23 protein-coding genes are annotated in these 21496 nt (G+C 66.8%); 12 read left to right on the top strand and 11 right to left on the bottom strand.

From position 1 onward, the window contains the following. Nucleotides 1-52 precede the first annotated feature (52 nt). Both HWX22_RS16365 and HWX22_RS16360 read right to left on the bottom strand, forming a co-directional pair. Complete coding sequence (locus tag HWX22_RS16365) at nucleotides 53-364, bottom strand: recombinase-like helix-turn-helix domain-containing protein (RefSeq protein WP_059526461.1); 312 nt, start codon at nucleotides 362-364, stop codon at nucleotides 53-55. 1 nt (nucleotide 365) lies between these two features. Beyond that, nucleotides 366-683 carry a non-heme iron oxygenase ferredoxin subunit gene (locus tag HWX22_RS16360; RefSeq protein ID WP_006758060.1) on the bottom strand — a complete coding sequence of 106 codons (318 nt, stop codon included), beginning with the start codon at nucleotides 681-683 and terminating at the stop codon, nucleotides 366-368. Between the two features lie 449 nt (nucleotides 684-1132). On the opposite strand from HWX22_RS16360, the gene HWX22_RS16355 reads away from it, so the two are divergent. Next, complete coding sequence (locus tag HWX22_RS16355) at nucleotides 1133-2212, top strand: porin (RefSeq protein ID WP_175909425.1); 1080 nt, start codon at nucleotides 1133-1135, stop codon at nucleotides 2210-2212. A gap of 112 nt (nucleotides 2213-2324) precedes the next feature. On the opposite strand, the gene HWX22_RS16350 is transcribed toward HWX22_RS16355, so the two are convergent. From HWX22_RS16350 to HWX22_RS16340, 3 genes are all read right to left on the bottom strand, one after another. Continuing rightward, nucleotides 2325-3269 (bottom strand): IclR family transcriptional regulator, encoded by a 945-nt coding sequence (locus HWX22_RS16350; RefSeq protein ID WP_175909423.1) that lies wholly within the window; start codon nucleotides 3267-3269, stop codon nucleotides 2325-2327. Nucleotides 3270-3621: 352 nt separating this feature from the next. Further along, nucleotides 3622-3828: a hypothetical protein gene (locus tag HWX22_RS16345; protein ID WP_044843168.1), complete on the bottom strand. Its 207-nt coding sequence runs from the start codon at nucleotides 3826-3828 to the stop codon at nucleotides 3622-3624. Between the two features lie 317 nt (nucleotides 3829-4145). After that, entirely contained in the window at nucleotides 4146-4751 is a 606-nt protein-coding gene (locus tag HWX22_RS16340) for an alpha-ketoglutarate-dependent dioxygenase AlkB (protein WP_175909421.1), read from the bottom strand. A gap of 252 nt (nucleotides 4752-5003) precedes the next feature. Between HWX22_RS16340 and HWX22_RS16335 the strand changes: the two genes are divergently transcribed. Then, nucleotides 5004-5588, top strand: coding sequence for a malonic semialdehyde reductase (locus HWX22_RS16335; protein ID WP_059526477.1), 585 nt, complete (start codon nucleotides 5004-5006; stop codon nucleotides 5586-5588). A gap of 6 nt (nucleotides 5589-5594) precedes the next feature. On the opposite strand, the gene HWX22_RS16330 is transcribed toward HWX22_RS16335, so the two are convergent. Continuing rightward, nucleotides 5595-6743 carry a metallophosphoesterase gene (locus HWX22_RS16330; RefSeq protein ID WP_059526480.1) on the bottom strand — a complete coding sequence of 383 codons (1149 nt, stop codon included), beginning with the start codon at nucleotides 6741-6743 and terminating at the stop codon, nucleotides 5595-5597. Nucleotides 6744-7244: 501 nt separating this feature from the next. Here HWX22_RS16330 and HWX22_RS16325 point away from each other — a divergent pair. The 5 genes from HWX22_RS16325 to HWX22_RS16305 all read left to right on the top strand — a co-directional run bounded on the left by HWX22_RS16325 (nucleotide 7245) and on the right by HWX22_RS16305 (nucleotide 13198). Further along, on the top strand, nucleotides 7245-7538 hold the full coding sequence (locus HWX22_RS16325) for a hypothetical protein (RefSeq protein ID WP_059819343.1): 294 nt from the start codon (nucleotides 7245-7247) through the stop codon (nucleotides 7536-7538). Beyond that, entirely contained in the window at nucleotides 7535-8584 is a 1050-nt protein-coding gene (mdtN, locus tag HWX22_RS16320) for a multidrug transporter subunit MdtN (RefSeq protein WP_175916013.1), read from the top strand. Before HWX22_RS16325 ends, mdtN begins: the two co-directional genes overlap by 4 nt. Continuing rightward, nucleotides 8565-10625, top strand: a complete 2061-nt coding sequence (locus HWX22_RS16315; RefSeq protein WP_175909415.1) for an FUSC family protein — start codon at nucleotides 8565-8567, stop codon at nucleotides 10623-10625. Before mdtN ends, HWX22_RS16315 begins: the two co-directional genes overlap by 20 nt. Next, on the top strand, nucleotides 10612-12159 hold the full coding sequence (locus HWX22_RS16310; protein WP_059819346.1) for a TolC family protein: 1548 nt from the start codon (nucleotides 10612-10614) through the stop codon (nucleotides 12157-12159). Before HWX22_RS16315 ends, HWX22_RS16310 begins: the two co-directional genes overlap by 14 nt. Nucleotides 12160-12490: 331 nt before the next feature. After that, nucleotides 12491-13198: an MgtC/SapB family protein gene (locus tag HWX22_RS16305; protein WP_059526501.1), complete on the top strand. Its 708-nt coding sequence runs from the start codon at nucleotides 12491-12493 to the stop codon at nucleotides 13196-13198. A 46-nt stretch (nucleotides 13199-13244) separates the two neighbouring features. Here the strand turns inward: HWX22_RS16305 and HWX22_RS16300 are convergent, their stop codons facing one another. Then, a complete protein-coding gene (locus HWX22_RS16300) occupies nucleotides 13245-13964 on the bottom strand; it encodes an autoinducer binding domain-containing protein (RefSeq protein ID WP_059526503.1) in 720 nt (239 codons plus the stop codon). A 73-nt stretch (nucleotides 13965-14037) separates the two neighbouring features. Here HWX22_RS16300 and HWX22_RS16295 point away from each other — a divergent pair, with 73 nt between their 5' ends. The 3 genes from HWX22_RS16295 to HWX22_RS16285 all read left to right on the top strand — a co-directional run bounded on the left by HWX22_RS16295 (nucleotide 14038) and on the right by HWX22_RS16285 (nucleotide 16113). After that, nucleotides 14038-14481 (top strand): DUF4902 domain-containing protein, encoded by a 444-nt coding sequence (locus tag HWX22_RS16295; RefSeq protein WP_059686171.1) that lies wholly within the window; start codon nucleotides 14038-14040, stop codon nucleotides 14479-14481. 209 nt (nucleotides 14482-14690) lie between these two features. Then, nucleotides 14691-15299: an acyl-homoserine-lactone synthase gene (locus tag HWX22_RS16290; protein WP_059526508.1), complete on the top strand. Its 609-nt coding sequence runs from the start codon at nucleotides 14691-14693 to the stop codon at nucleotides 15297-15299. 52 nt (nucleotides 15300-15351) lie between these two features. Further along, nucleotides 15352-16113 (top strand): hypothetical protein, encoded by a 762-nt coding sequence (locus tag HWX22_RS16285; protein WP_175916012.1) that lies wholly within the window; start codon nucleotides 15352-15354, stop codon nucleotides 16111-16113. Nucleotides 16114-16671: 558 nt separating this feature from the next. On the opposite strand, the gene HWX22_RS16280 is transcribed toward HWX22_RS16285, so the two are convergent. Beyond that, nucleotides 16672-17241, bottom strand: a complete 570-nt coding sequence (locus HWX22_RS16280; protein WP_244135232.1) for a GNAT family N-acetyltransferase — start codon at nucleotides 17239-17241, stop codon at nucleotides 16672-16674. A 263-nt stretch (nucleotides 17242-17504) separates the two neighbouring features. Then, nucleotides 17505-18155 (bottom strand): GTP cyclohydrolase II, encoded by a 651-nt coding sequence (gene ribA / locus HWX22_RS16275; protein ID WP_059819351.1) that lies wholly within the window; start codon nucleotides 18153-18155, stop codon nucleotides 17505-17507. A gap of 177 nt (nucleotides 18156-18332) precedes the next feature. Between ribA and HWX22_RS16270 the strand changes: the two genes are divergently transcribed. Further along, entirely contained in the window at nucleotides 18333-18794 is a 462-nt protein-coding gene (locus HWX22_RS16270; protein WP_059468448.1) for a CBS domain-containing protein, read from the top strand. Between the two features lie 153 nt (nucleotides 18795-18947). On the opposite strand, the gene HWX22_RS16265 is transcribed toward HWX22_RS16270, so the two are convergent. After that, a complete protein-coding gene (locus HWX22_RS16265; protein WP_059526514.1) occupies nucleotides 18948-19277 on the bottom strand; it encodes a DUF4148 domain-containing protein in 330 nt (109 codons plus the stop codon). 513 nt (nucleotides 19278-19790) lie between these two features. Here HWX22_RS16265 and HWX22_RS16260 point away from each other — a divergent pair. Beyond that, entirely contained in the window at nucleotides 19791-20189 is a 399-nt protein-coding gene (locus tag HWX22_RS16260) for a GreA/GreB family elongation factor (RefSeq protein WP_059526516.1), read from the top strand. Between the two features lie 168 nt (nucleotides 20190-20357). On the opposite strand, the gene HWX22_RS16255 is transcribed toward HWX22_RS16260, so the two are convergent. After that, entirely contained in the window at nucleotides 20358-21440 is a 1083-nt protein-coding gene (locus HWX22_RS16255) for a porin (protein ID WP_059507688.1), read from the bottom strand. Nucleotides 21441-21496: the final 56 nt, after the last annotated feature.

The raw sequence follows: 21496 nt of genomic DNA, 5'->3' as shown, positions 1-21496 counted from the left end.
GTGTGCTCCGGATGCGGTTGTCGTCGGGTCGGCGGTCACGCGGCGCGTGCGCTCATTCCGCCAGCGAGGCCATTTCGGCGCGGAAGCGCTCAGGCGTCCACGCCGTGCCGTCCGGCGCGCGGAAGCCGATGCGGTTCAGGCCCGCGACGACATCGTCCAGCTCGGTCGCGCCGCTCTCGAACACGCGTTCGAGCGCATCGCCGAGGTCGTTTTCATATTGGGTCGGTTCGGCCTTGCGGTTCTGCCAGACGCGGTTCTCGACCTGGCCCGGGATCTCGATCTGCCCTTTGCCGGCGACGTTGTTCGGCTGCGGCGCCACCCACGGCTTCAGGAAGGGATTGAAGTTGACGGTCGCTTCTTTCATGTCATTCCACCTTGATCTGGATTTCCTCGCCGGCCAGCCGCACCGCGTACTGCTTCAGCGCGCGCCCGCCCGGGCCCTTCAGGCATTCGCCCGTCTTGATGTCGAACACGGCCTCGTGCAGCGGGCATTCGACCGTGCCTTCGTCGACGAACCCCTGCGTCAGCAGCGCGTATGCATGCGGGCACACGTTCTCGAGCGCATACACCTCGTCGCCGACGCGGTAGATCCCGATTTCGACGCCGTCGGTCCGCTTGAACTCGATCGGCGTGTCTTCCGACAGCGCGCCGGCGTGCCCGGCACAAACCCATTGTTCAGACATCTCACACCCTTCCTTCTGATCGACTCTCGGTTCGCTCCGGATTTGTTCCATATCCGGAACAGCAGTTTATGGATGGTGATTATAGGAGCGACTTTCCACGAGTAAAACAAAAAGCTGCACGTCCTAGGGAAAACACCGACCGCCCGGTCGACGGTCGGCCCCGTCACCCGCGCCAATTGTGATTTTTTGTTTTATTGCGGGGATTTAAGCCCGATTTCCAGGATTCTCGAACTGCTGTTGCGGATCGTCTTCAAGCCCATCAGGCCCGATAAATTTATTTTTGATACTTTGCGTGACACCTCTATACTCCATTCCATCAGAGGCACGTTGTTCCTTATATGGAACACAAAAATGCCCGCCGGTGGTGAAGAAAGCGCGCGACGGCCGGCCGTCCTCGTGCCCGCCGCCACGGCACGTTTCTCATCAGGTTTGGAGAGTCAGGAGATCAAATGGTCAAGCATGCGGTAGCAGCAGCAATCATCGGAATGGGCGCGGTCTCGGGCGCCTGGGCACAGAGCAGCGTGGTGCTGTACGGCAGCATGGATGCCGGCGTCGCCTATGTGAACAACGTCGGCGGCCATGCGAAGTGGGCAATGATCCAGGGCAACACGCAGCCCGACCGGTGGGGCCTGAAAGGCAAGGAAGACCTCGGCGGCGGCCTGTCGGCGATCTTCCAGCTGGAAAACGGCTTCTATACGAACAACGGCCAGTTCGCGACCGCGAACACGATCTGGAACCGCGCGGCGTTCGTCGGCCTCAGTTCCGACCGCTACGGCACGCTGACGCTCGGCCGGCAGACGCCGCTGTCGTTCGACTACCTCGATCCGCTCAGCACCGCGTATCTCGCGATGAGCTGGTATGCGTTCCACCCGGGCAACATCGACGGGCTCGCCGCGACCGGCAACGTGCCGTACAACAACGCGGTCAAGTACCGTTCGCCGAGCTTCGCCGGCTTCTCGGCCGCAGCGGCGATGGCGCTCGGCAACACGACGAACTTCTCGACCGGCAAGTCGGTCGGTGTCGCACTGAACTATGCGAACGGGCCGCTCAAGGCGTCGGCCGTGTATTCGAACGAGCACGACCGCGCGATCCTGATCGGCCAGACGGGCATCACGTCGTTCCAGGGGCAGAACACCGCGAACGGCTACCTCGCGAACAAGGTCGAGAACATCGGCGCGGGCGCGTCCTACCAGTTCGGCGACTTCCTCGTGCACGGCCTCTACACGCGCACGAAGATGCAGTCGAACGGGTTTTCCGACACGTTCCAGAGCTACGACGCAGGTGTGAACTACCGCAGCAGCGCGTTCAACACGATCGCGGGCGGCGCGGCGACCACGACGCTGGCCGGCCGCCGCTGGACGCAGGTCGAACTGGGCGACATCTATTCGCTGTCCAAGCGCACGCAGCTGTACGCGAACGTGCTGTACGAGCACGGTTCGGGCGGCGCGAAGGCCGCGTTCTTCACGGCCGGCGCGTCGAGCACCGCGAACCAGGTGATCGTGCTGACCGGCATCCACCATTCGTTCTGAGCGGCGACGGGCGCACGCGCCCGAGGCCGGAAACGAAAAGAGCAGCCCGCGGGCTGCTCTTTTTCATTGGCGATGGATCGATAAGGCCGCACGACGCGGCCCGTGCGGCGGATCAGAACATCGCGACCCGGTGGCGCGCATGCGCGAACGTCGGGTCGCTTTCGAGCGGCCGGTAGTTCAGGCGCTGCGACAGGTCGACCGCCGCACCGCACACCGCTTCGACGAGCCGCTCTTTCTCGCCGGCCTCGCCGATCTCCGAGCGCGGCACCGTCGCGGTGATCGCCGCGACGATCGCGCCCGAATGGTCGCGCACTGGCGCAGTCACGGCCGAGATGCCGCTCTCGAACGCGGCCTCGCTGACCGCATAGCCGAGCCGCGCGTAGTGACGCATGCGCTCGTACAGCTCGTCGACCGTGCCAGGCGTGCGCTCGGTGAACTGTTCGAGCCGTTTTTCCGGATACAGCTGGCGCAACGCGTCGCGCGTGAGGTCGCCCATCAGCACATGGCCGTGCACGGTCGCGTGCGCGGGCAGCCGCGTGCCGACGTGCACCTTCACCGAACCGAACATCGATGTGTTGCTCTGCGCCTTCGCGACGAACACGACATCGCGCTGGTCGCGGATCAGCAGGTGCGTGGACAGGCCCGTCGCGTCGCGCAGCCGTTCGAGCACGGGCGTACCGAGATCGGTCAGTTCCAGCGAATTCAGGTATTCGAAGCCGAGCCGCAGCACACCGACGCCGAGCCGGAAATAGCGGTCGCCGTTCACGCGCTCAAGAAAGCCGAGCGCCTCGAGCGTCTGCAGCAGGCGGAAGGTGGTCGTGCGCGGGATGCCGATGCGCTTCGACAGCTCGGGCGCGCCGAGCACCGGCTCGCGCGCGGAGAATTCGGCGAGGATCCGCAGCCCGCGTTCGAGGCCCGGGACCAGATACGACGACGCGCCGCCGGACGATTCGTCGTCGCCCGCGCCCTGCTTCGGCGCGTCGTGGTCGACGTCGTCGCCCGCTGTCGCGCGCGGCGCGCTTGCCGGCTTCGCCGGCGGTTTCGATGCGCCGCTCATCGTTGGATTGACCCTCTGCACATGGACGGAATGGAAGCGTTCACGAAAGACCCGCAATGCTTGATTATGGATTTTCGACCGGACCGGATCAACACGATCCGGCTCACGCGGCCGACGGTCCGATGCGCCCGACCGGACCGCCGAGGCGGCATATAGCCTGATGCGATCGAAAGAATAACAGCGATAGACAGGACTGCCCACCGGAACGTCGCCGGGTGCGGCGGCTGGCAACCGGCAATGCTCGATATGCGTTCGGGGGCGTCGGGCGCCACTGCCCCGGCCAATGCGCGAAAGGAAACGAATGGAAACGAGCGACCGCGCCGATCCGCGAACGGGATCGGCGCGACGGCGTTCAGGCCGTCACTGCTGCGTCATACTCGGCGCGCGCGAGCTGGCCGGCGGCATAGGCGTCGGCTTCGCCGCGGAAGCCGTCCGTGCTGAATGCGACGACTTTCACACCGACGCCGGATGCCCGCTTCACCGTCAGCGCCCATTGCCATCCGCCGTCTTGTTCGAAGACGTGCAGCGAGGGTTCGAGGGATGAGTCCAGTACGGTCAAGGGTTGTGCTCCTGCCCTGCGCGTCGCATCGGCCACGCGTCGGGCATGTCGAAAAGATGCGCCGATTCGCGGCGCGTTTCAGCCATTCGACAGTCTAGTCAAGGAATGTTGCGACGCACCATCAGGGCTTACACCTGCCTATCAGAACCCGGCGGTCGATGAAATCCACCTGAAATCCTTATGGCACGGGCCTCACGGGCCTATTTCCGCCGCGCGTACGCCACGTGTGCGGCAACGTGCCGCATGGACGGCAGATCAATCGGATCGGTTTAAAAACGGGTCGCGACCCCGGGTAGTGAACCCTTCGATCGGCGCGCTTACGTGCCCGCCTCGGCCGTCACCACCCGCCGGAACGTCAGGTTGACCCGCTCGCCCTGCACGGCCGGCGCCTTCGGCACGCGATGCTGCCATTCGGCCTGCGTGCGGCCGCGCATCACCAGCAGGCTGCCATGCGTCAGCCGGTACGCATGCACGACGCCGGTCGCACGATGACGCAGATCGAACACGCGCATCGCGCCAAGGCTGACCGACGCGATCACCGGCGCGTCGCCGAGCTCCGGCTCGTTGTCCGCATGCCAGCCGAGACTGTCCTGCCCGTTGCGATAACGATTGAGCAGCACGCTGTTGAAACGCGCGCCGCAGATCGCCTCGACGGCACGCTTCAGGTCGAGCACGGCCGGCGTCCACGGCGCGGGCACGTTGCGGATTCCCGAATACACGTAGACGGCGTCGGGCTCGCCCTGCCACGCGGTGAGCCGCGGCAGCGGAATGCGTCCGCGTGGCGTGCGGATCGTGTCCTGCCGCCACGCGACCTCGTCGATCAGCGCGGCCAGCACGCGATCGGCCTCGGCCGGCGCGAGCCAGTCCGGGTACCAGTCCACGTCGGGCGCGGGCGTATCGGCGAAAAGATCGGGCGTCGACATGTCGGAATCAGGCAGGCGTGAACGATGCGGGCGAACCATGCCTGCATGGTAGCCAACGGCGACGCGCGCCGCCATGCGCTGTCATTCCGGCGCGTCACACGCCCGGGCGCTCGAATCGCCGATCTCGAAGCCGGTGCGTTTTCGCGTGCCACGCTATCATCGCGCCGTGTCGCAGCGCGTCCTTATCCAGGACGCTGCGTTCTTCCGCAATGCCGGCCGGCGCGACCCGGCCGATTTCTTCCAGGACCCGCCATGACGCTCTCCGATTCCGCCCTCGACCAGTTGTTCCGCACCGCGCGCACCCACAATGCCTGGCAGGACAAACCCGTCGACGATGCGCTGCTGCACCGGCTGATCGACCTGACGAAATTCGGCCCGACGTCGGCGAACTCGAGTCCCGCGCGCTTCGTGTTCGTCAAGTCGGCCGAAGCGAAGGCGCGCCTGAAACCGGCGCTGTCCGAAGGCAATCTCGCGAAGACGATGGCCGCGCCCGTCACCGTGATCGTCGGCATGGACTTCGCGTTCCACGAGCACCTGCCGCGCCTGTTCCCGCACGCCGACGCGCGCAGCTGGTTCGCCGGCAACGACGCGCTGATCGAAGCCACGGCGTTCCGCAACGCGTCGCTGCAGGGCGCGTACCTGATCCTCGCCGCGCGCGCGCTCGGCCTCGACGCGGGCCCGATGTCGGGCTTCGATGCCGCCAAGGTCGATGCCGAATTCTTCGCCGGCACCGCGATCCGCACCAACTTCCTCGTGAACCTCGGCTACGGCGACCCGGCGGGCCTGTTCCCGCGCAGCCCGCGCTTCGATTTCGACGATATCGCGCGCATCGTCTGACGCGCGCTAGCGGCCGCGCGCCAACCGGATCAGCGTGATTTCGGACGGCACGCCGAAACGGTTCGGCGGCCCCCAGTAGCCGGTGCCGCGGCTGGTGTACAGCCACATCGCGCCGAACCGGTTCAGCCCGCCGATCACCGGCTGCTGCAGGCGCACGAACGGCGGCCACGGCAGGAACTGGCCGCCGTGCGTATGGCCGGACAGTTGCACGGTGAACCCGGCGCGGCTCGCCGCTTCCGCGCTGCGCGGCTGGTGCGCGAGCAGGATCTTCGTGGCGACGTCGTGCGGCGCGCCTGCGAGCGCCTGCTCGGGGTCGCTGCGATGTTCGGGATCGAACCCGCCCGCCGTGAAATCGGTGACGCCCGCGAGCACCGCGCGCGCGCCGTCGTGCTCGATCAGCACGTGCTCGTTGAGCAGCACCGTCAAACCGATCCGCCGGAACTCGTCAATCCATGCGTGCGCGCCGGCGTAATACTCGTGGTTGCCCGTCACGAGGAAGCTGCCGTGCCGCGACTGCATGCGGCCGAGCGGCGCCGTGTGCTCGCGAAGCCGCTTGACCGAGCCGTCGACCACGTCGCCCGTCACGACGACGAGATCGGCCTCGAGCGCATTGACCGCGCGCACGATCCGCTCGATATAGGGCCGCTTGATCGTCGGCCCGACGTGAATGTCCGACAGTTGCACGATCGTCAGGCCGTCGAGCGCGGCCGGCAGCCCGTCGACCGGAATCGACACGCGCTTGACCGCGGCCGTGCGGCGCGCGCCGACGAATCCGATCGCGCTGATCAGCACCGCGCCCGCCAGTACGCCGAGCGCCGTGTCGGACGCCGCGCCGCTCCAGGCGCCGTCATGCCCCAGATGCCGCCATGCGACGACGCCGAGCAGCACCGGCTCGCGCAGGAACGTCAGCACCAGCAGCGACGAAAAGAAGCCCATCGCGATCGAACCGGCCCAGCCGGCCAGCGTCGCTGCCCAGCCTTCGTCGAAGCGGCGCGAGAACATGCCGACCGGAATCAGCACGACGAAGCTCGCCAGCACCAACGCCGCGATCGTGCGCGCGAGCGGCGACGCGAAGGCGTCGGGAATGATCCGCAGCCCGACGTACAAGTGGAACAGCACGCCGATCGCAATGAACCGGACAAAGAAACTTCGCATGGAACACTCTTCCTCGTTGCGGTACCGCTTCCGCGCCGCGCATCGGACGGGACCGTGCCGTCAGGCCTCGTCACACGTCACGCGTCGCGCTCTTCGCACGATGGTACACAGATACCGGCCGGCACGACCGGTCACGGCCGCGGCGGACGCACGGCGCGGCCCGAACGCGGATTCATCCGCGACTGCGCGTCAATGCCGCATTCGGCTCGCCGATTCCCTCTTCATCGGCAGGCAAACGGCATCGACCCGGTTACGTCTGACGATCCTTTACAGTCCGACAGCAACTCTGCCAGCGCATGCGCTGGCAGAATCGCGACCGCTATCGACCGTCCCGAAGCGCCCGCCGGGCGGCCCGATGCGTGCCACATGTGCGCGGGGCATCGCTGGCGGTCCGCATCGCGCTGATTTATGATCGGCTCCGTATCGCGGAATCGTCGTCGCGGCGACGCACCGCATTGCGCCGCGCCCGGCATTCACCCCCAACGTCGAGCTCGTCACACCATGAGAAAAACAACGCCGCGCGCGCCCCTGCGCGTCGCCGCCGTCCTGGTGCCAGCCCTGCCGCTCGCGGGCTGCACGTCGCGCGGCGCACCGTCGTACGTCCTGTTCGGCGCGTATTTCCCGCTCTGGCTCGTCAGCGCGATCGTCGGCATCGTCGGCGCGATCGTCGCGCACCGCGTGTTCGTCGCGACCGGCTGGGCCGCCACGGTGCCCTACCAGCTCGCCGTCTGCACCGCGATCGGGCTCGTGGTCGCCGTGATCGTGTGGCTCGCCGGCACGGGGCCGTTCGCATGAAGGCCGCCGGCATCGCCCACCCGTCCACGAAAGGCCGCGTGATCGCACTGGCGATCGTCGCGCTCGGCATCGCGGCGCTCGCGTACGCGTACCACCGCACGACGGCCTACCCGTCCACCGACGATGCGTCGATCGACGCGGACGTCGTGCACGTCGCGTCGCCCGTCGGCGGCCGCATCGTGCAGCTCGCGGTACACGAAAACCAGCGCGTCGCGAAAGGCGACCTGCTGTATGCAATCGATCCGGTGCCGTACCGGCTGACGGTCGCGCAGGCGCAGGCCGATCTCGAGCTCGCGCGCGCGTCGCTCGACACGCGCCGACGGTCGCTGATCGGCGAGCGCTCGAACGCGGCCGTGGCCGCCGAGCAGGTCAAGCGCGCGATGCAGAATCACGATCTCGCGACGCGCGACGTGAACCGGCTCGCGCCGCTCGCCGCGCAGGGCTACGTCAGCGCGCAGCAGTTCGACCAGGCGAAGGTCCGGCAGCGCGACGCGGCCGTGTCGCTCGCGCAGGCGCAGGAACAGCAGCGCTCGTCCGCGCAGACGATCGGCGACGACGCCGACGCGATCGCCACGCTCCATGCGCGCGAAGCCGCGCTCGCCCGCGCGCAGCACGCGCTCGACGATACGGTCGTGCGCGCGCCGCACGACGGACTCGTGACTGGCCTGACCGTGCTCGCCGGCGAAACCCTCGCGCCGAACCAGTCGATCTTCACGCTGATCGATGCGAGCGAATGGTTCGCCGTCGGCAATTTCCGCGAAACGTCGTTGAACCGCATCGCGGTCGGCGACTGCGCGACGGTCTATTCGATGATCGACCGCAGCCGCCCGCTGACGGGCAAGGTCGTCGGCATCGGCGCCGGCATCGCGGACAGCGATCGCATCAACCTGCCGCGCACGCTGCCGATCGTGCAGCGCTCGGTGAACTGGGTGCACGTCGCGCAGCGCTTCCCGGTGCGCGTGAAGCTCGACGAACCCGACGGCAAGCTCGTGCGTGTCGGCGCGAGCGCGATCGTCGAGGTCCGGCATGGCTCAGCCTGCCGCTGAAGTCCGCTCGCCCGGCCCGCGCGAAGTCCTGCGACTGCTCGCGCCGTTTCCGGGGCGCGCCGCGATGGCCGTGCGGGTCGCGCTGATCTGCGCGCTCGTCGTGCTCGTGACGAGCGGCTACGGCACGCCGGAAGCCGCGATCTCCGCCTACGTCGTGTTCTTCCTGAATCGCGCCGACCGCGTGACGAGCGTCGTGCTCGCGGTCGCGATGCTGCTGCTCGTCACGGTCGTGATCGCGCTCGTGATCGGCGTCGCGATCTTCAGCATCGAATATTCGGTGCTGCGCGTCGCGTGCATGGCCGTGCTGTCGGTCGGACTCCTGTATCTCACGTCGGCCAGCAAGCTGCGCCCGGTCGGCGCGATCCTCGCGATGATCGTCGGCTTCGGGCTCGACGAGCTCGGCCTCGCGCCGGTCGGCGAAGCCGCGACGCGCGCACTGCTCTACGCATGGCTGATGGTCGCGATTCCGGTCGGCGTCGCGATCGTCGTCAACCTGCTGATCGCGCCGTCGCCGCGCAAGCTCGCGCTCGCGCAGCTCGCGAAACGGCTGCGGCTCGCCGCGCGGCGGCTGCGCGGCGACGAGGACGCACGCACGGCCTTCGACGCGAGCCTGCGCGAAGGCGACAAGCAATTGCTCACGTGGCTCAAGCTGTCGACGCTCGAAGGCTCGACGCGAGCCGCGGATGCACCGGCGCTACGACAGGCCATCGCATCGAGCACCGCACTGCTCGTCGCGGTCGCGCTCGCCGACCGGGAACCGGACGCGCGGCTGCCCACCGCATTCGCGGAACCGGCCGCGGCGACGCTCGACGAAATGGCCGGCATCCTCGATCAGGGCGGCTATCCGGTCGACGTGACGCTCGCACTGCCGCCGGCCGATACGCTGCCGCCGCTCGCGCGCGTCGTCGCAACCGACCTGCACGCGGCCGTCACGCATTTCGCCGAGCCGACCGCTCCGGCTACACCGGCCGCGGCACCGACCCACGCATCCGCTTCGCCGACGAACGCGCCCGCCGCACCGCCCGCGCCACGCGGCGGCTTCTTCCTGCCGGACGCCCGCACCAACCCCGACCACATCCGCTACGCACTGAAGACGACCGTCGCGGCGATGTTCTGCTACCTGCTGTATTCGCAGCTCGACTGGTCGGGCATCCACACCTGCTTCATCACCTGCTACATGGTGTCGCTCGGCTCGACGGCCGAAACGGTCGAGAAACTCACGCTGCGGATCGCCGGCTGCATCGTCGGCGCGCTGATCGGGACCGCGGCGCTCGTGTTCGTCGTGCCGGCGCTGTCGTCGATCGGCGAGCTGATGGCCCTCGTGTTCGTCGGCGCGTGGCTGTCCGCGTGGGTCGCCTTCGGTTCGCCGCGCATCGCGTACGCGGGCTTCCAGGTCGCATTCGCGTTCTTCCTGTGCGTGATCCAGGGCGCAGGCCCCGGCTTCGACCTCACGCTCGCGCGCGATCGCACGATCGGCATCCTGCTCGGCAACGTCGTCGTGTATCTCGTGTTCACGCGCATCTGGCCCGTCAGCATCGGCAAGCAGATCGATGTCGCGTTCGCGGCGCTGCTCGACCAGTGGCGCCGTATCGCGCAGGTCGTGCAGCCGGCCGAACGCCGCACGCTCGCCGCTGAAGCCTTCGCGCGCCACGGCGCGATCGCGCAGGAACTCGGGCTGATCCATTACGAACCGTCGTGGGTGCGCCCCGCCGCCGCGTGGCTCGCGACCCGGCGACGCGCACTTGCGGAACTCGGCGCGCTCGAAGGCCCGCTGTTCCTGCTCGCCGAACGCACGCCAGGCGATGCGGCGATCGGCGCGCGGCTCGCGCGCGTGGTCGAACTGCGCGACGGCGACCCGATTGCCGACGCCGCTTCGGCGCCACCGTCGTCGACGGCAGGCGCAGCAATCGCGCCGGCCGCCACCTCCACTGATCCTGCACGCGACGCGCTGCTCAACCTGATCGACACGCGGCTCGCGCACATCGCCGACGCCGCGCGTCCAGCCCCCCCGAAGGAGTCTGCCCCTCATGCGCGTCCCTGAACCGCCGGCCGCGCCGATCGCCGCCACCGTGCTCGCGACCGCCATCGCGCTGACCGGTTGCGCCACGTCGTCGGTCGACCTGGCGCCGGAGGCACCCGACCGCCCGTGGCAGCCGCAAACGTCGGCCGCCGGCGACATCGTGCCGGCCCCGCCGCTCGCTTCCGCTCAACGCGCGCCGCACGACTACACGCTGCCGGCCTCGCCCGCGCTCGCGTCGGTGTCGCCGCCCGCCGCGCTCGACACCGCGCATCCGTACACGCTGCCCGAGCTGATCGATCTCGCCGAATCGACGAACCCGCTGACCCGCATCGCATGGAACGACGCGCGCAACGCCGCGCTCGCGGTCGGCATCGCGAAGGCTGCGTACCTGCCGAACCTGTCCGCGACCGCGATGGGCGCGTACCAGACGAGCCACGGCTCGACGTCGACGCTCCTCGGCGACGCGTCGAGCAACACGACCGTGCACGGCACGATCTCGGCGCTGTCGCTGCAATGGCTGCTGTTCGATTTCGGCGGCCGCGCGGCGCGCGTCGAGGCGGCCGAGCAGGCGTCGGTCGCGTCGAACGTCGCGTTCACGGCCGTGCACCAGCAGGTGATTCACGACGTGACCGTCGCCTATTACCGCTACGAAGCCGCCCGCTCGCGCGCGGCCAGCGCGCAGCAGGGCCTGGTGAACGCCGACGCGATCCTCGCGGCGTCGCGCGCGCGGCTCAGGCAAGGCGTCGGCACCGTCGTCGAACTCGCGCAGGCAACGCAGAATCGTGCGCAGGCAAATCTCGCGCTCGTGCAGGCGAACGGCGCGGAAAGCGACGGCTACCTCGCGCTGGTTTCCGCGCTCGGCATCTCGCCGCTGTCGAAGCCGTCGATCGCCGCGCTTCCCAAGCGTCCGCTGCCGCCCGCGCTCGCTTCGTCGGTCGACGCGATCGTGTCGGACGCGATCGCGCGCCGCCCCGACCTGCAGGGCGCGTATGCGCTCGAGCAGGCCAACCGCGCGAAAATCAAGGCCGCGCAAGCCGCGTTCATGCCGAAAATTTTCCTGTCGGCGTCGACGTCGTATGCGAGCGGCGGCACGGCGATCACCGCGCTGCCCGCGATCGGCGACCAGGCGCCGACCGTGAACCTGAACGGCAGCCGCTACGGCGGCGGCGTGTTCCTCGGCGTGACGATACCGTTGTACGACGGCGGCCTGCGCTCGGCGGTGCTGATGCAGGCGCGCAACGATGCGCAAAGCGCATCCGCACGCCTCACGCGGACCAAGGAGGAAGCCGTCCGCCAGGTCGTCGCCGCGCAGAACGCGGTGCAGACGAGCCTCGCGTCGCACGACGCGGCCAAGGCGCTCGTCGATGCCGCGCAGACGAGCTACGACGCGGCCCTGACCGCGTACCGCAACGGCGTCGGCTCGGTCACCGATGCGACGATCGCGCAAAGCCAGCTGCTCGCGGCCCGCAACGCGGAGGTCGACAGCTATGCCGGCGCGCTGTCGGCTGCCGCCGCGCTCGCGCTCGCGACGGGGACGATCGGCGCGTCGCAATGACCGTCGCCGTGACGCACCGGCCGTTCGCGGCCGGCCGCCGGACGGGTTGACGCCTGCGCGGGCGGGCCACTAGAATGCCGCCCATTCTTCCTTCAGGAACCATCGTGGACAGTTGCAGCACTCCGTTGCGTGCGCCGCTTGCCGCCTGAACGCCTGTCCGACGCAGTTCTCCTGCCGCGGCTCGCGTTCCGCGAGCCCGCACGCCCCCCGTTTCACACTGAATGACGCATTCGCGCGGTACAGTACCGCGCGATGACGGCCATCGTGCCGCGTTCGGCCTCGCGCCGCCGCGACGCGGGCCGGCATGCGCACTTGGCACGGCAGGACAAACATGACTCTCGATTTCGCACTCCGTCTTTTCACTGCGTTCGCCTGCGGCGTCGCGATCGGCCTCGAACGCCAGATGCGGCAACGCACGGCGGGCCTGCGCACGATCACGCTCGTCGCGAGCGGCGCCTGCCTGTTCGTCACGCTCGGCGTGCTGACCGGCAACGGCGTGGCCGGCGTCACGCAGATCGCCGCTTACGTCGTGTCGGGCGTCGGCTTTCTCGGCGGCGGCGTGATCATGCGCGACAAGGGCTCGATCCAGGGCATCAACACGGCCGCGACGCTGTGGTGCTCGGCCGCCGTCGGCGTGCTGGCCGGCTCCGGTCACTTCGTTCCGGCGCTGGCCGGCACGGGCGTCGTGCTGCTCACCAACACGGTGCTGCGCGGCGTCAGCCAGGCGATCAACGCGACCCCCGTGTCGAACGCCGACCTCGTGCGCGAATACCAGATCACCGTGATCTGCCTGGCCGACGACGAAGTGCACATCCGCACGCTGCTGTCGAACGCGATGTATGCGAAGCCGCTGTCGTTCCAGAGCCTGACGAGCGAGGACGTGCCCGAGCAGCCGGACCGCCTGAAGGTGACCGCGACGCTGAAGCTGCACCCGAAGGATCAGCAGAAGCTCGAGCAGATCGCGAGCCGGATGAGCATGGAGAAGAGCATTTCCAGCGTGAGCTGGACCGCGAAGGAAGCGGAGCCGATGATGGAGTGAGCGGCGGCCGCCGACGCGACACGACCGCCCCGCCGCCAGCGCCGGGTCAGGGTGTATCGATGAGTCCGGCCGCGATCGCCTTGACGACCGCCTGGACCTTGTTGGTCGCGCCGAGTTTCTCGAGGATGTTGTTCACGTGGAAGTTGACCGTGCGCTCCGAGATGCAGAGGATCTGGCCGATCTCGCACGCGGTCTTCCCTTCGGCCGTCCAGCACAGCACCTCGCGCTCGCGCGCGGTCAGCGTGACGCTCGACTCGGGCGACAGCTTCGGCACCATGAAGCGGCTCATCAGCGAATGCGACAGGTTCGCGAGCCAGTTGGTCTGCAGCGTCAGCATGTTGATCTCGGCCGGCGTGAGCCGGTCCGCATGACGCGCGATGCTCAACAGCCCGAACGCGCCGCGCGCCGCCCAGCTCGACTGCGCGACACCCACCGACAGCCCGTAATCGCGCGCGTCCTGCCACAGCGGGCACGGATCGATCCGGTCGACGTCCGGCCAGACGATCATGTTGGTGCTGAGCGCGCCGTCGCGAACCGTCGAATCGATCTCGATGTAGTTCTGCGCCTGATAGTGCGCCATCCAGCCGTCCGGATAAGTATTGAAGATCGCGACGGCCGGCTTCGACACCGGCAGCGGCACGCGAATGCCGTAACAGCAATATTCGAAGCCGAGGCGTTTAGAATAAGCGGCGATCCGCTGGAAGAGTTGCTGCTCGTCTTCCGCGGCGCTGAATTGTTGGTAGGCATCCTGCCAGCGCAGTTCCATTCGTTCTCCGACAACGTTACGCTGTCATACCTGTCAGGTGCCAGCACCGGTTCGGGGCTGATACATTCCGCGCATGACTTCACCTTTGTTGCATCCGGTCCGCGGCCCGTCTCCGGACGGCTACGTGCGCCTGTCCGAAAGTGCACTGGCCGCGCTCGTGCTCGACCACGTCGCAAGCGGCCTCGATGCATCGCTGCTCGCGGAACTGCGCGACAGCGCCATCGACGCGCGCCTGGCCGGCTATACCGAATGGCATCGCCCGGCCAGTGCCGGCGTCGCATACCTGACGGTCGGCTGGGACTGGTATCTCGAGCGCGCGACGGGCACGTTCGTGATCGCGGGCGGCGACGTTCGCAGCAACATCATGGCCGTCGATGCCACCGGCGCCGACCTCGGCATGTTTCGCACCGCCGCCGTGCTCGCCGCGCGGCTCGTACACGTCGACTGGCCGGCCGCGGTCGCGTCGTCGCTGCTCGGTCGCAACGACGCCTATCATGCCGGTCCCACGCTCCAGTGACAACCGGCCGCGCTTTCCTCTGACATTTCCGCAAGACTGGCGCTCTTTATAAGCAAAAGCCGCCCGTATTTCAATCCCGCCGATCAAGAAACCGATACCACCGGTCGAATGGTATCGGCCTCCCCTCACCCTGTAAGAGTTACCAGTTACCGCCCCCTCGGGACGCGCGATGTAATGCGTGCATACCAAAGTACAGATCCGAGGACACCATGCGGACCTTCGTTCACGAGGAAGGGCGGTTGCCACACGAACTTGCAGCGGATCTCGGGCGCTATCGGCGCCGCGTGTTCGTCGAGCAGCTCGGTTGGGCGCTTCCGTCGGCGAACGAAAGTTTCGAGCGCGACCAGTTCGATCGCGACGATACCGTCTACGTGTTCGCGAGAAACGCCGGCGGCGAAGTGTGCGGATGTGCGCGCCTGCTGCCGACCACGCGCCCGTATCTGCTGAAGTCGCTGTTCGCCGACCTGATCGCCGACGACGTCGCGCTGCCGCAATCGGCAGCCGTCTGGGAGCTGTCGCGGTTCGCGGCGACCGGCGACGAAGGCGGTCCGGGCAATGCCGAGTGGGCCGTCCGCCCGATGCTCGCCGCGGTCGTCGAATGCGCGGCGCAACTGGGCGCGCGGCAGCTGATCGGCGTGACGTTCGCGAGCATGGAAAGGCTGTTCCGCCGGATCGGCGTGCACGCGCACCGGGCAGGTCCCCCGAAACCGGTGGACGGTCGTCTGGTTGTCGCGTGCTGGATCGATATCGATCCGCAAACGTTTGCCGCACTTGGAATCGAGCCGGGACGGGCCACCCGGCAGGCCATCGCCGCCTGAGCCGGAACGCGCGTAGTCCGGCCGGGCGGCATCGTAACGAAGGAGAACCACCGTGGACCAGTCTCAGGTCTTTCGCGCGATGATGCCCGGGTTGACGGGTGCCGGCGGCGCCCGCATCGCAGTCACCTACCCGTCGTTTCCGCGGCCGCTTCCGCTCGTGCGGCTCGATCGCCACGGGCTCGTGTTCCGGGCGGCCGGCGCCGCACCGCTCGTGTGCGGGTTGCCGCGCGCGGCGACGCTGCTGGTTGCGGACGAGCCGCTCTGCTCGCTGCGCCTCGTGATCCGCGACGTCGCTGCTGTCGGCGACGGCCGGCACGACCTGACGATGCAGCCGTCCGGGGCCGCCGGCGACGAACTGCTGTGGCACGCGCTGCGCGACCGCGAACCATACCGGCAGATCGGGCAGCCGCTTGCGCCCGTCGATGCGGCCATGGCGCCGAACGGCGAGCCGCAGACCGTCAGCGCCGCCGCGCAGCATCCGTCGCGCAGTGCGGCGTTCCGTCTGCGCTGCCACAGCGATGCGCTGTTCTTCGCCGACTGGCTCGAATATCACTTCGACGAGCTGCGCGCGCTGTCGCAACGGCACGGGCCGCAATTGCAACTCAAGCAGCTACAGCGGCAAGTCACCGACGATGAGGTGGGCGTGCGCTTCGTCTACGACATCGACGGACACACGACGCGGCACGCGCTGACCGACTGCGCGCGAGAGGCCTGCGCGTGGATCGAGACGGAAATGCGCGACAAGTACGCGGTGCCGGTCGCGCAGGAGCGGTTCGGCGCGTTTGCCGCGCACGCGCGGGCGGGCGGAATGTGAATGCGCCTGCGGCTTCGCGGTTACGCGAAGGCCGCCGCACCGAGGGACGCCGTTTTTTCGGCAGGACACTGCGGGATACCCGCAAGGGCTGTATGGCGCGCCACTCCACCCTTGTCGGGAAGGCCCGGCAGCGCTGCGTTGCACAATTACAACTAGGGCTTGCCAGCCCTCGGGTTTTCCCTTAAAGTTACATCCGTCTCCTCCATGTCTCCAAACATGGATTCAGCCCGCTCCAGTAGCGGGCTTTTTCTTGCCTGCGTGATTTATGAGGGCCGCATCAAAGCGCCCTGTCATCCGCTACCAGTACGCGCGGCCCTGCCCCGGCGGCTTACCATCGGCGAACGGCTTACACATAGCCGATGTCGTCATGCGCCCACCTGTGTATTGCCCTTCGAGATGTCTGGATGCACGCGCATGCGCCGCCGCGCACGGCTTCATGCGAGTGGCGTCATTCAATCTGTATTGGATGCATCCAGACAGGCGTTCGAGGACGCGGACGGTTACCGGATCGCGCTGCAGAACGCGGAGTGGCGCTGACGGGCGCAGATGCCCGGGCCGTTATGTGCTGACGTGGCCGTCGAGACGAACGGACGTTGCGTGCTTGACGAACACCACATGCTGCCGCAAGGCATGTCCCCGCGGCAACGCAGGATGATCGAAATCGCGCAAGGGCTGTCGCGCCATCCCGAGCCGCTGCGCCACGTGCCGCGATCGCAAGTTGGCGGCGGCCGTCCACGCGAAGATTTCGCCGAGCCCGATCCGGCCGAATCCGTCGGCCAATACCGCGGCGGCCGCTTCGCCAACATGGCCATGCCCCCACGATGATCGGGCCTGGCGCCATATGATCTCGACACACGGCGCCATCGGGTGCTCGTCGCGAACTTCGCGTGACAAACCGCAGAGCCCGATCAGCGCGCTCTCCGCACGACGCTCGATCGCCCACACACCGAAACCGTGCGCATCGAAATGCGCTTCGAAGCGCACGATGGTGGCCGCCGCCTCATCGACGGACATCGGGCCACGCGCGAGCCACGCGGTCACATCGGGATCCGCATGCATCGCAGCCAGCGCACCGGCATCGTCCGGTCGCCAGCGACGCAATGTCAAACGTTCGGTTTCAATCTTCACTGGCGGGTTCAACCGTGATCGGGACATGCAGAAGGCACGGGATGCGCCGGCCCGTGCGCACGCAATTCTCGCAGCGAAAGAACACGCCCGAAGGCGCAGCGGCGAGACGAGTCAATCGCGAGCGCCACCTGCGCCGGCAAGGAACGTCGACGGCCGCAAGAACCGGCAACAGGAATTGAATGCAGCGCGACGCGTCGTCCCGCCCGTCGTTCGCCGAACGAGCGCACGACGCCCGCGCTCAGGCGCCAGCGCGTCGAATGCGATTACTCGTTTTCCTCGAAGTAATGCCCAAACTTCGCCTGCTTGGTCCGGATGTAACGCTCGTTTTCCTCGCGCACGGGTACCGCGAGCGCCACGCGTTCGCAGACGGGAATGCCGTGCTTCACGAGCGTATCGAATTTCTTCGGGTTGTTGCTCATCAGTCGCACCGACGTCACGCCGAGGATCCGGAGGATCGCTGCGGCCGAGTCGTATTCGCGGGCGTCGTCGGGCAAGCCGAGGTCGAGATTCGCCTCGACGGTGTCGCGCCCCTGCTCCTGCAACGCGTATGCGCGGATCTTGTTGCTCAGGCCGATGCCGCGCCCTTCGTGGCCGCGCAAATAAAGCAGCACGCCGCGGTCTTCCGCCGCGATGTAACGCAGCGCGAGGTCGAGTTGCTCGCCGCAATCGCAGCGGTAGGAGCCGAACACGTCGCCGGTCAGGCATTCGGAATGAAGCCGCGTCAGCACGGACTGCTCGCCGGTGACGTCACCCATCACGAGCGCGAGATGTTCGGCATCGCTGCCCGATACGCGGAAGGCGTACGACGTGAACGTACCGTAGCGCGTGGGCAGCGACGCCGTGGCGACGAGCGTCACGCACTCGTCGGCCTGGCCATTGCCCGGCGTGGGCGATTGGGGACGCGAAGACATCATGAATTCAATCGAAACGATCAGGAATGTAGGAATTGTGTGGATGGTGCGTGACCGGAGTTTACCGCTAATCTGGAAACGTCACGCGACTGCCGCAACAGGCCCGGCTATACTGGGCCCGTCGGGTGCCGCGCATCACGCCCTGCCTTCCCTGCATCGTCCCGCACACGGAGAAAGCAAATGAGCACGACTGTCGCGCAAATTCTCAAAGCCAAGCCGGATTCCGGCCGCACGATCTACACCGTCACGAAAGCCGATTTCGTCTATGACGCCATCAAGCTGATGGCGGAAAAGGGAATCGGCGCATTGCTGGTCATGGACGGCGACGACATCGCGGGCATCGTCACCGAGCGCGATTACGCGCGCAAGGTCGTGCTGCAGGACCGTTCGTCGAAGGCCACCCGCGTCGAGGAAATCATGACGGCCAAGGTGCGCTACGTCGAGCCGTCGCAATCCACCGACGAGTGCATGGCGCTGATGACCGAACACCGGATGCGCCACCTGCCCGTCCTGCAGGACGGCAAGCTCATCGGCCTGATCTCGATCGGCGACCTCGTGAAGAGTGTGATTGCCGACCAGCAATTCACGATCAGCCAGCTCGAACACTACATCCACGGCACACCGACGGTCACGTCCGCCTGACCCATCCCAGCAAAAAAGGCCCAAACGCGCGAGCGTCTGGGCGGGAAAGCCGCCGGAATGCGGCGACGGAGGTTCTGCTCTGCTGACGCGGACGCGCGCGAGTGGCGCGCGCCCCGTCGGTCACATGCTGTGCGCGGGCAGACCCGGGGATGTTCAGTTGCCGAAGTAGACCGAGTTCACGGGATTCGGGGCTTCACGCGTCATGCGGCGGCCCGACTGGCCTGCGCCCGTCGCCACCGCACCATAGCCGCTCGTGTCGGCTTGGGCGAGCATCGGCTGATTCGGCTGGCTCCGTTGTTCTGCGGCCTGGATGTTCTGCGGATATTGCGCGTCGCTCGCGAGCGGCTTGTAGCCGTTCTGTTCGAGTTGCACGAGTTCGGCCCGGACCTGATCGCGGGTCAAGCCCTGCTCGGACTGCGCGAACGATGCGATCGGGGCGGCAAGGACGGATGCAGCGATCGCTGCGTAGATGATCGACTTCATGATGGACCTCCGAAATATGTTCTCTTTTGGCGTCGCTTCCGGCTGGACTGTCTGAAGCGATGGATCAAGTGTAGTGCTCGCGATACCAAGGGGAAACCCTTGGTTTGAACATACAGCGTTGCATTTTCGGAAAAAATAGACCGGTGCCCTCGTGCAAGATCGCGATTACTTCAATCATTTCCACAACAATGCCTGACGAAAAGCCGACAGCCTGATCACCGACCCGGAAGGTTGTGTTGTAGAATCGAAAGGTTTTATTCGCCTGTCGATACCCCATTCACCATGCACGCGCCCACGCCTCTTTCGGTTTCGCCGTCCGGCCCGTCCGGCGTGCGTGCGCGCGCCGGCCACCCGGCGCACCCCTGCCTTCGACGCACGGCCCAGGCACCGCTCGCCCCTGCCCGGCGCCTGATCTGACAGCACGGCCTCCTCCCGGAGCCAGGTCAGACAGGCTCCGGGCGATCCCCATAGGCACGCCACGCCTGCCCCATGCCGATCATTTGGAGAACTGCCATGAAACAACGCCTTTATCAGTTGACCGAACTCGACGTCGCTCGTCTCGAGAAGCACGCCGAACACAACCCGCGCTTCCAGACGATGCTCGACACGCTGCTCGAGCGCGCGGACATCGTGCAGCCCGACGCCATCAAGTCGAACGTCGTCACGATGAACTCGCAGATCACGCTGCTCGACGAAGCGTCCCAGGAACAGGCCACCTGGACGATTGTTTATCCGGATGCCGCCAATCTCGAACTCGGGCGCCTGAACGTGTTCTCGCCGGTCGGCATGGCGCTGCTGGGCACGCAACGCGGCCAGCTGGTGAAGGTGCTGCAGCCGAGCGGCGCTGAAAAGCTGATGAAGGTCGCGGCAATCGTGTTTCAACCGGAAGCCAACGGCGAATACACGCGCTGATCCACGGATCAAGCGCAACACCTGCGCGGAATGCAAAAAGCGAGGCCTGTGCCTCGCTTTTTTGCATCCCAACGATCCGGATTATCGTCATCGTATTTCACATGCGAAAAAAAGGCGCCCGAAGGCGCCTTTTTCGATGCTGCGTAGCTGGTTACCCAGCCGTCACGCTTAGAAGCGGTGACGCAGACCAACCGTTGCTGCGGTTTGGTTGATCGACGAGCTTGCCGGCGTCGTGTTGTCGCCGTTGTAGATCGACGTGCCGATCGCGTTGCCCTTCGCACCACGTTGGTACACAGCTTGTGCGTACACGTCCGTGCGCTTCGACAGCGAGTAGTCAGCTTGCACGCCGAACTGGTTCCAGTGCGAGCTGCCACCGTCGACCTTCGTGTTCGTGTACGTGTAAGCTGCGCCCAGGCCGAGAGCCGGCGTCAGGTTGTACTTTGCGTTGACTTCGTAGTTGTCCGTGCGGAACGCGCCGGTCAGGCCCGGGACGTTATCGATACGCGATTGCGTCCATGCAGCACCGACTTGTGCCGGGCCGAATGCGTAGCCAGCACCAGCACCGTACGTACGGATACGGCCTTGCGAAGCGATGTTCGTCGCGCCGTTGGCGTTGGTACCGTCACCGAGGTTGGCTTGCGAGTACGCTGCACCCAGCTTCAGGCCTTGGAACTGGTACGACAGACCGCCGCTGTAAGCACGGTTGTTGCCGAAGTTCTGGTTGTTCGAGAACGAGTACGTGCCGCCGAACTGCAGGCCAGCGTAGTTAGCGCTCGTGAACTTGACCGAGTTGTTCAGTGCGACGTCGCCGTTCGTGCTCAGGCGGTCGTTGTTGCCGCGGTGCGCGAAGTACGTGCCGCCCCACGTGCCCGTTGCCGTCAGCGGCGCCAGGTAGTCTTGCGTTGCGTCGTACTGCTTGCCCAGCGTGACCGTGCCGTACTGGCTCGACAGGCCAACGAATGCTTGGCGGTTGAACATGCCGCCGTTGTTGCCCAGCTTGCCGTTACCGATGCCGAAGCCGCTTTCCAACGTGAAGATTGCCTTCAGGCCGCCACCGAGGTCTTCCGAGCCACGCAGGCCGAAACGGCTCTGGTCGATGCCCGAGCCCATCGACCACAGCGACTTGCCGGCGACGTTGCTTTGGTAGGTGATGCCTGCGTCCAGCACGCCGTACAGCGTGACGCTGCTTTGCGCGTGAGCGACGGTAGCGAACGATGCTGCAGCTGCTGCAACGATCAGAGTCTTGTTCATTCGTGGAGCTCCCTTCTAAAAAGAGGCAGGTCTCGCGACCTTGTTCATAAACGGTC

It is taken from the genome of Burkholderia sp. BCC1638 (assembly GCF_902833195.1).
Classification (GTDB): Bacteria; Pseudomonadota; Gammaproteobacteria; order Burkholderiales; family Burkholderiaceae; genus Burkholderia; species Burkholderia diffusa.
This window is presented reverse-complemented; position numbering and strand designations above follow the sequence as displayed.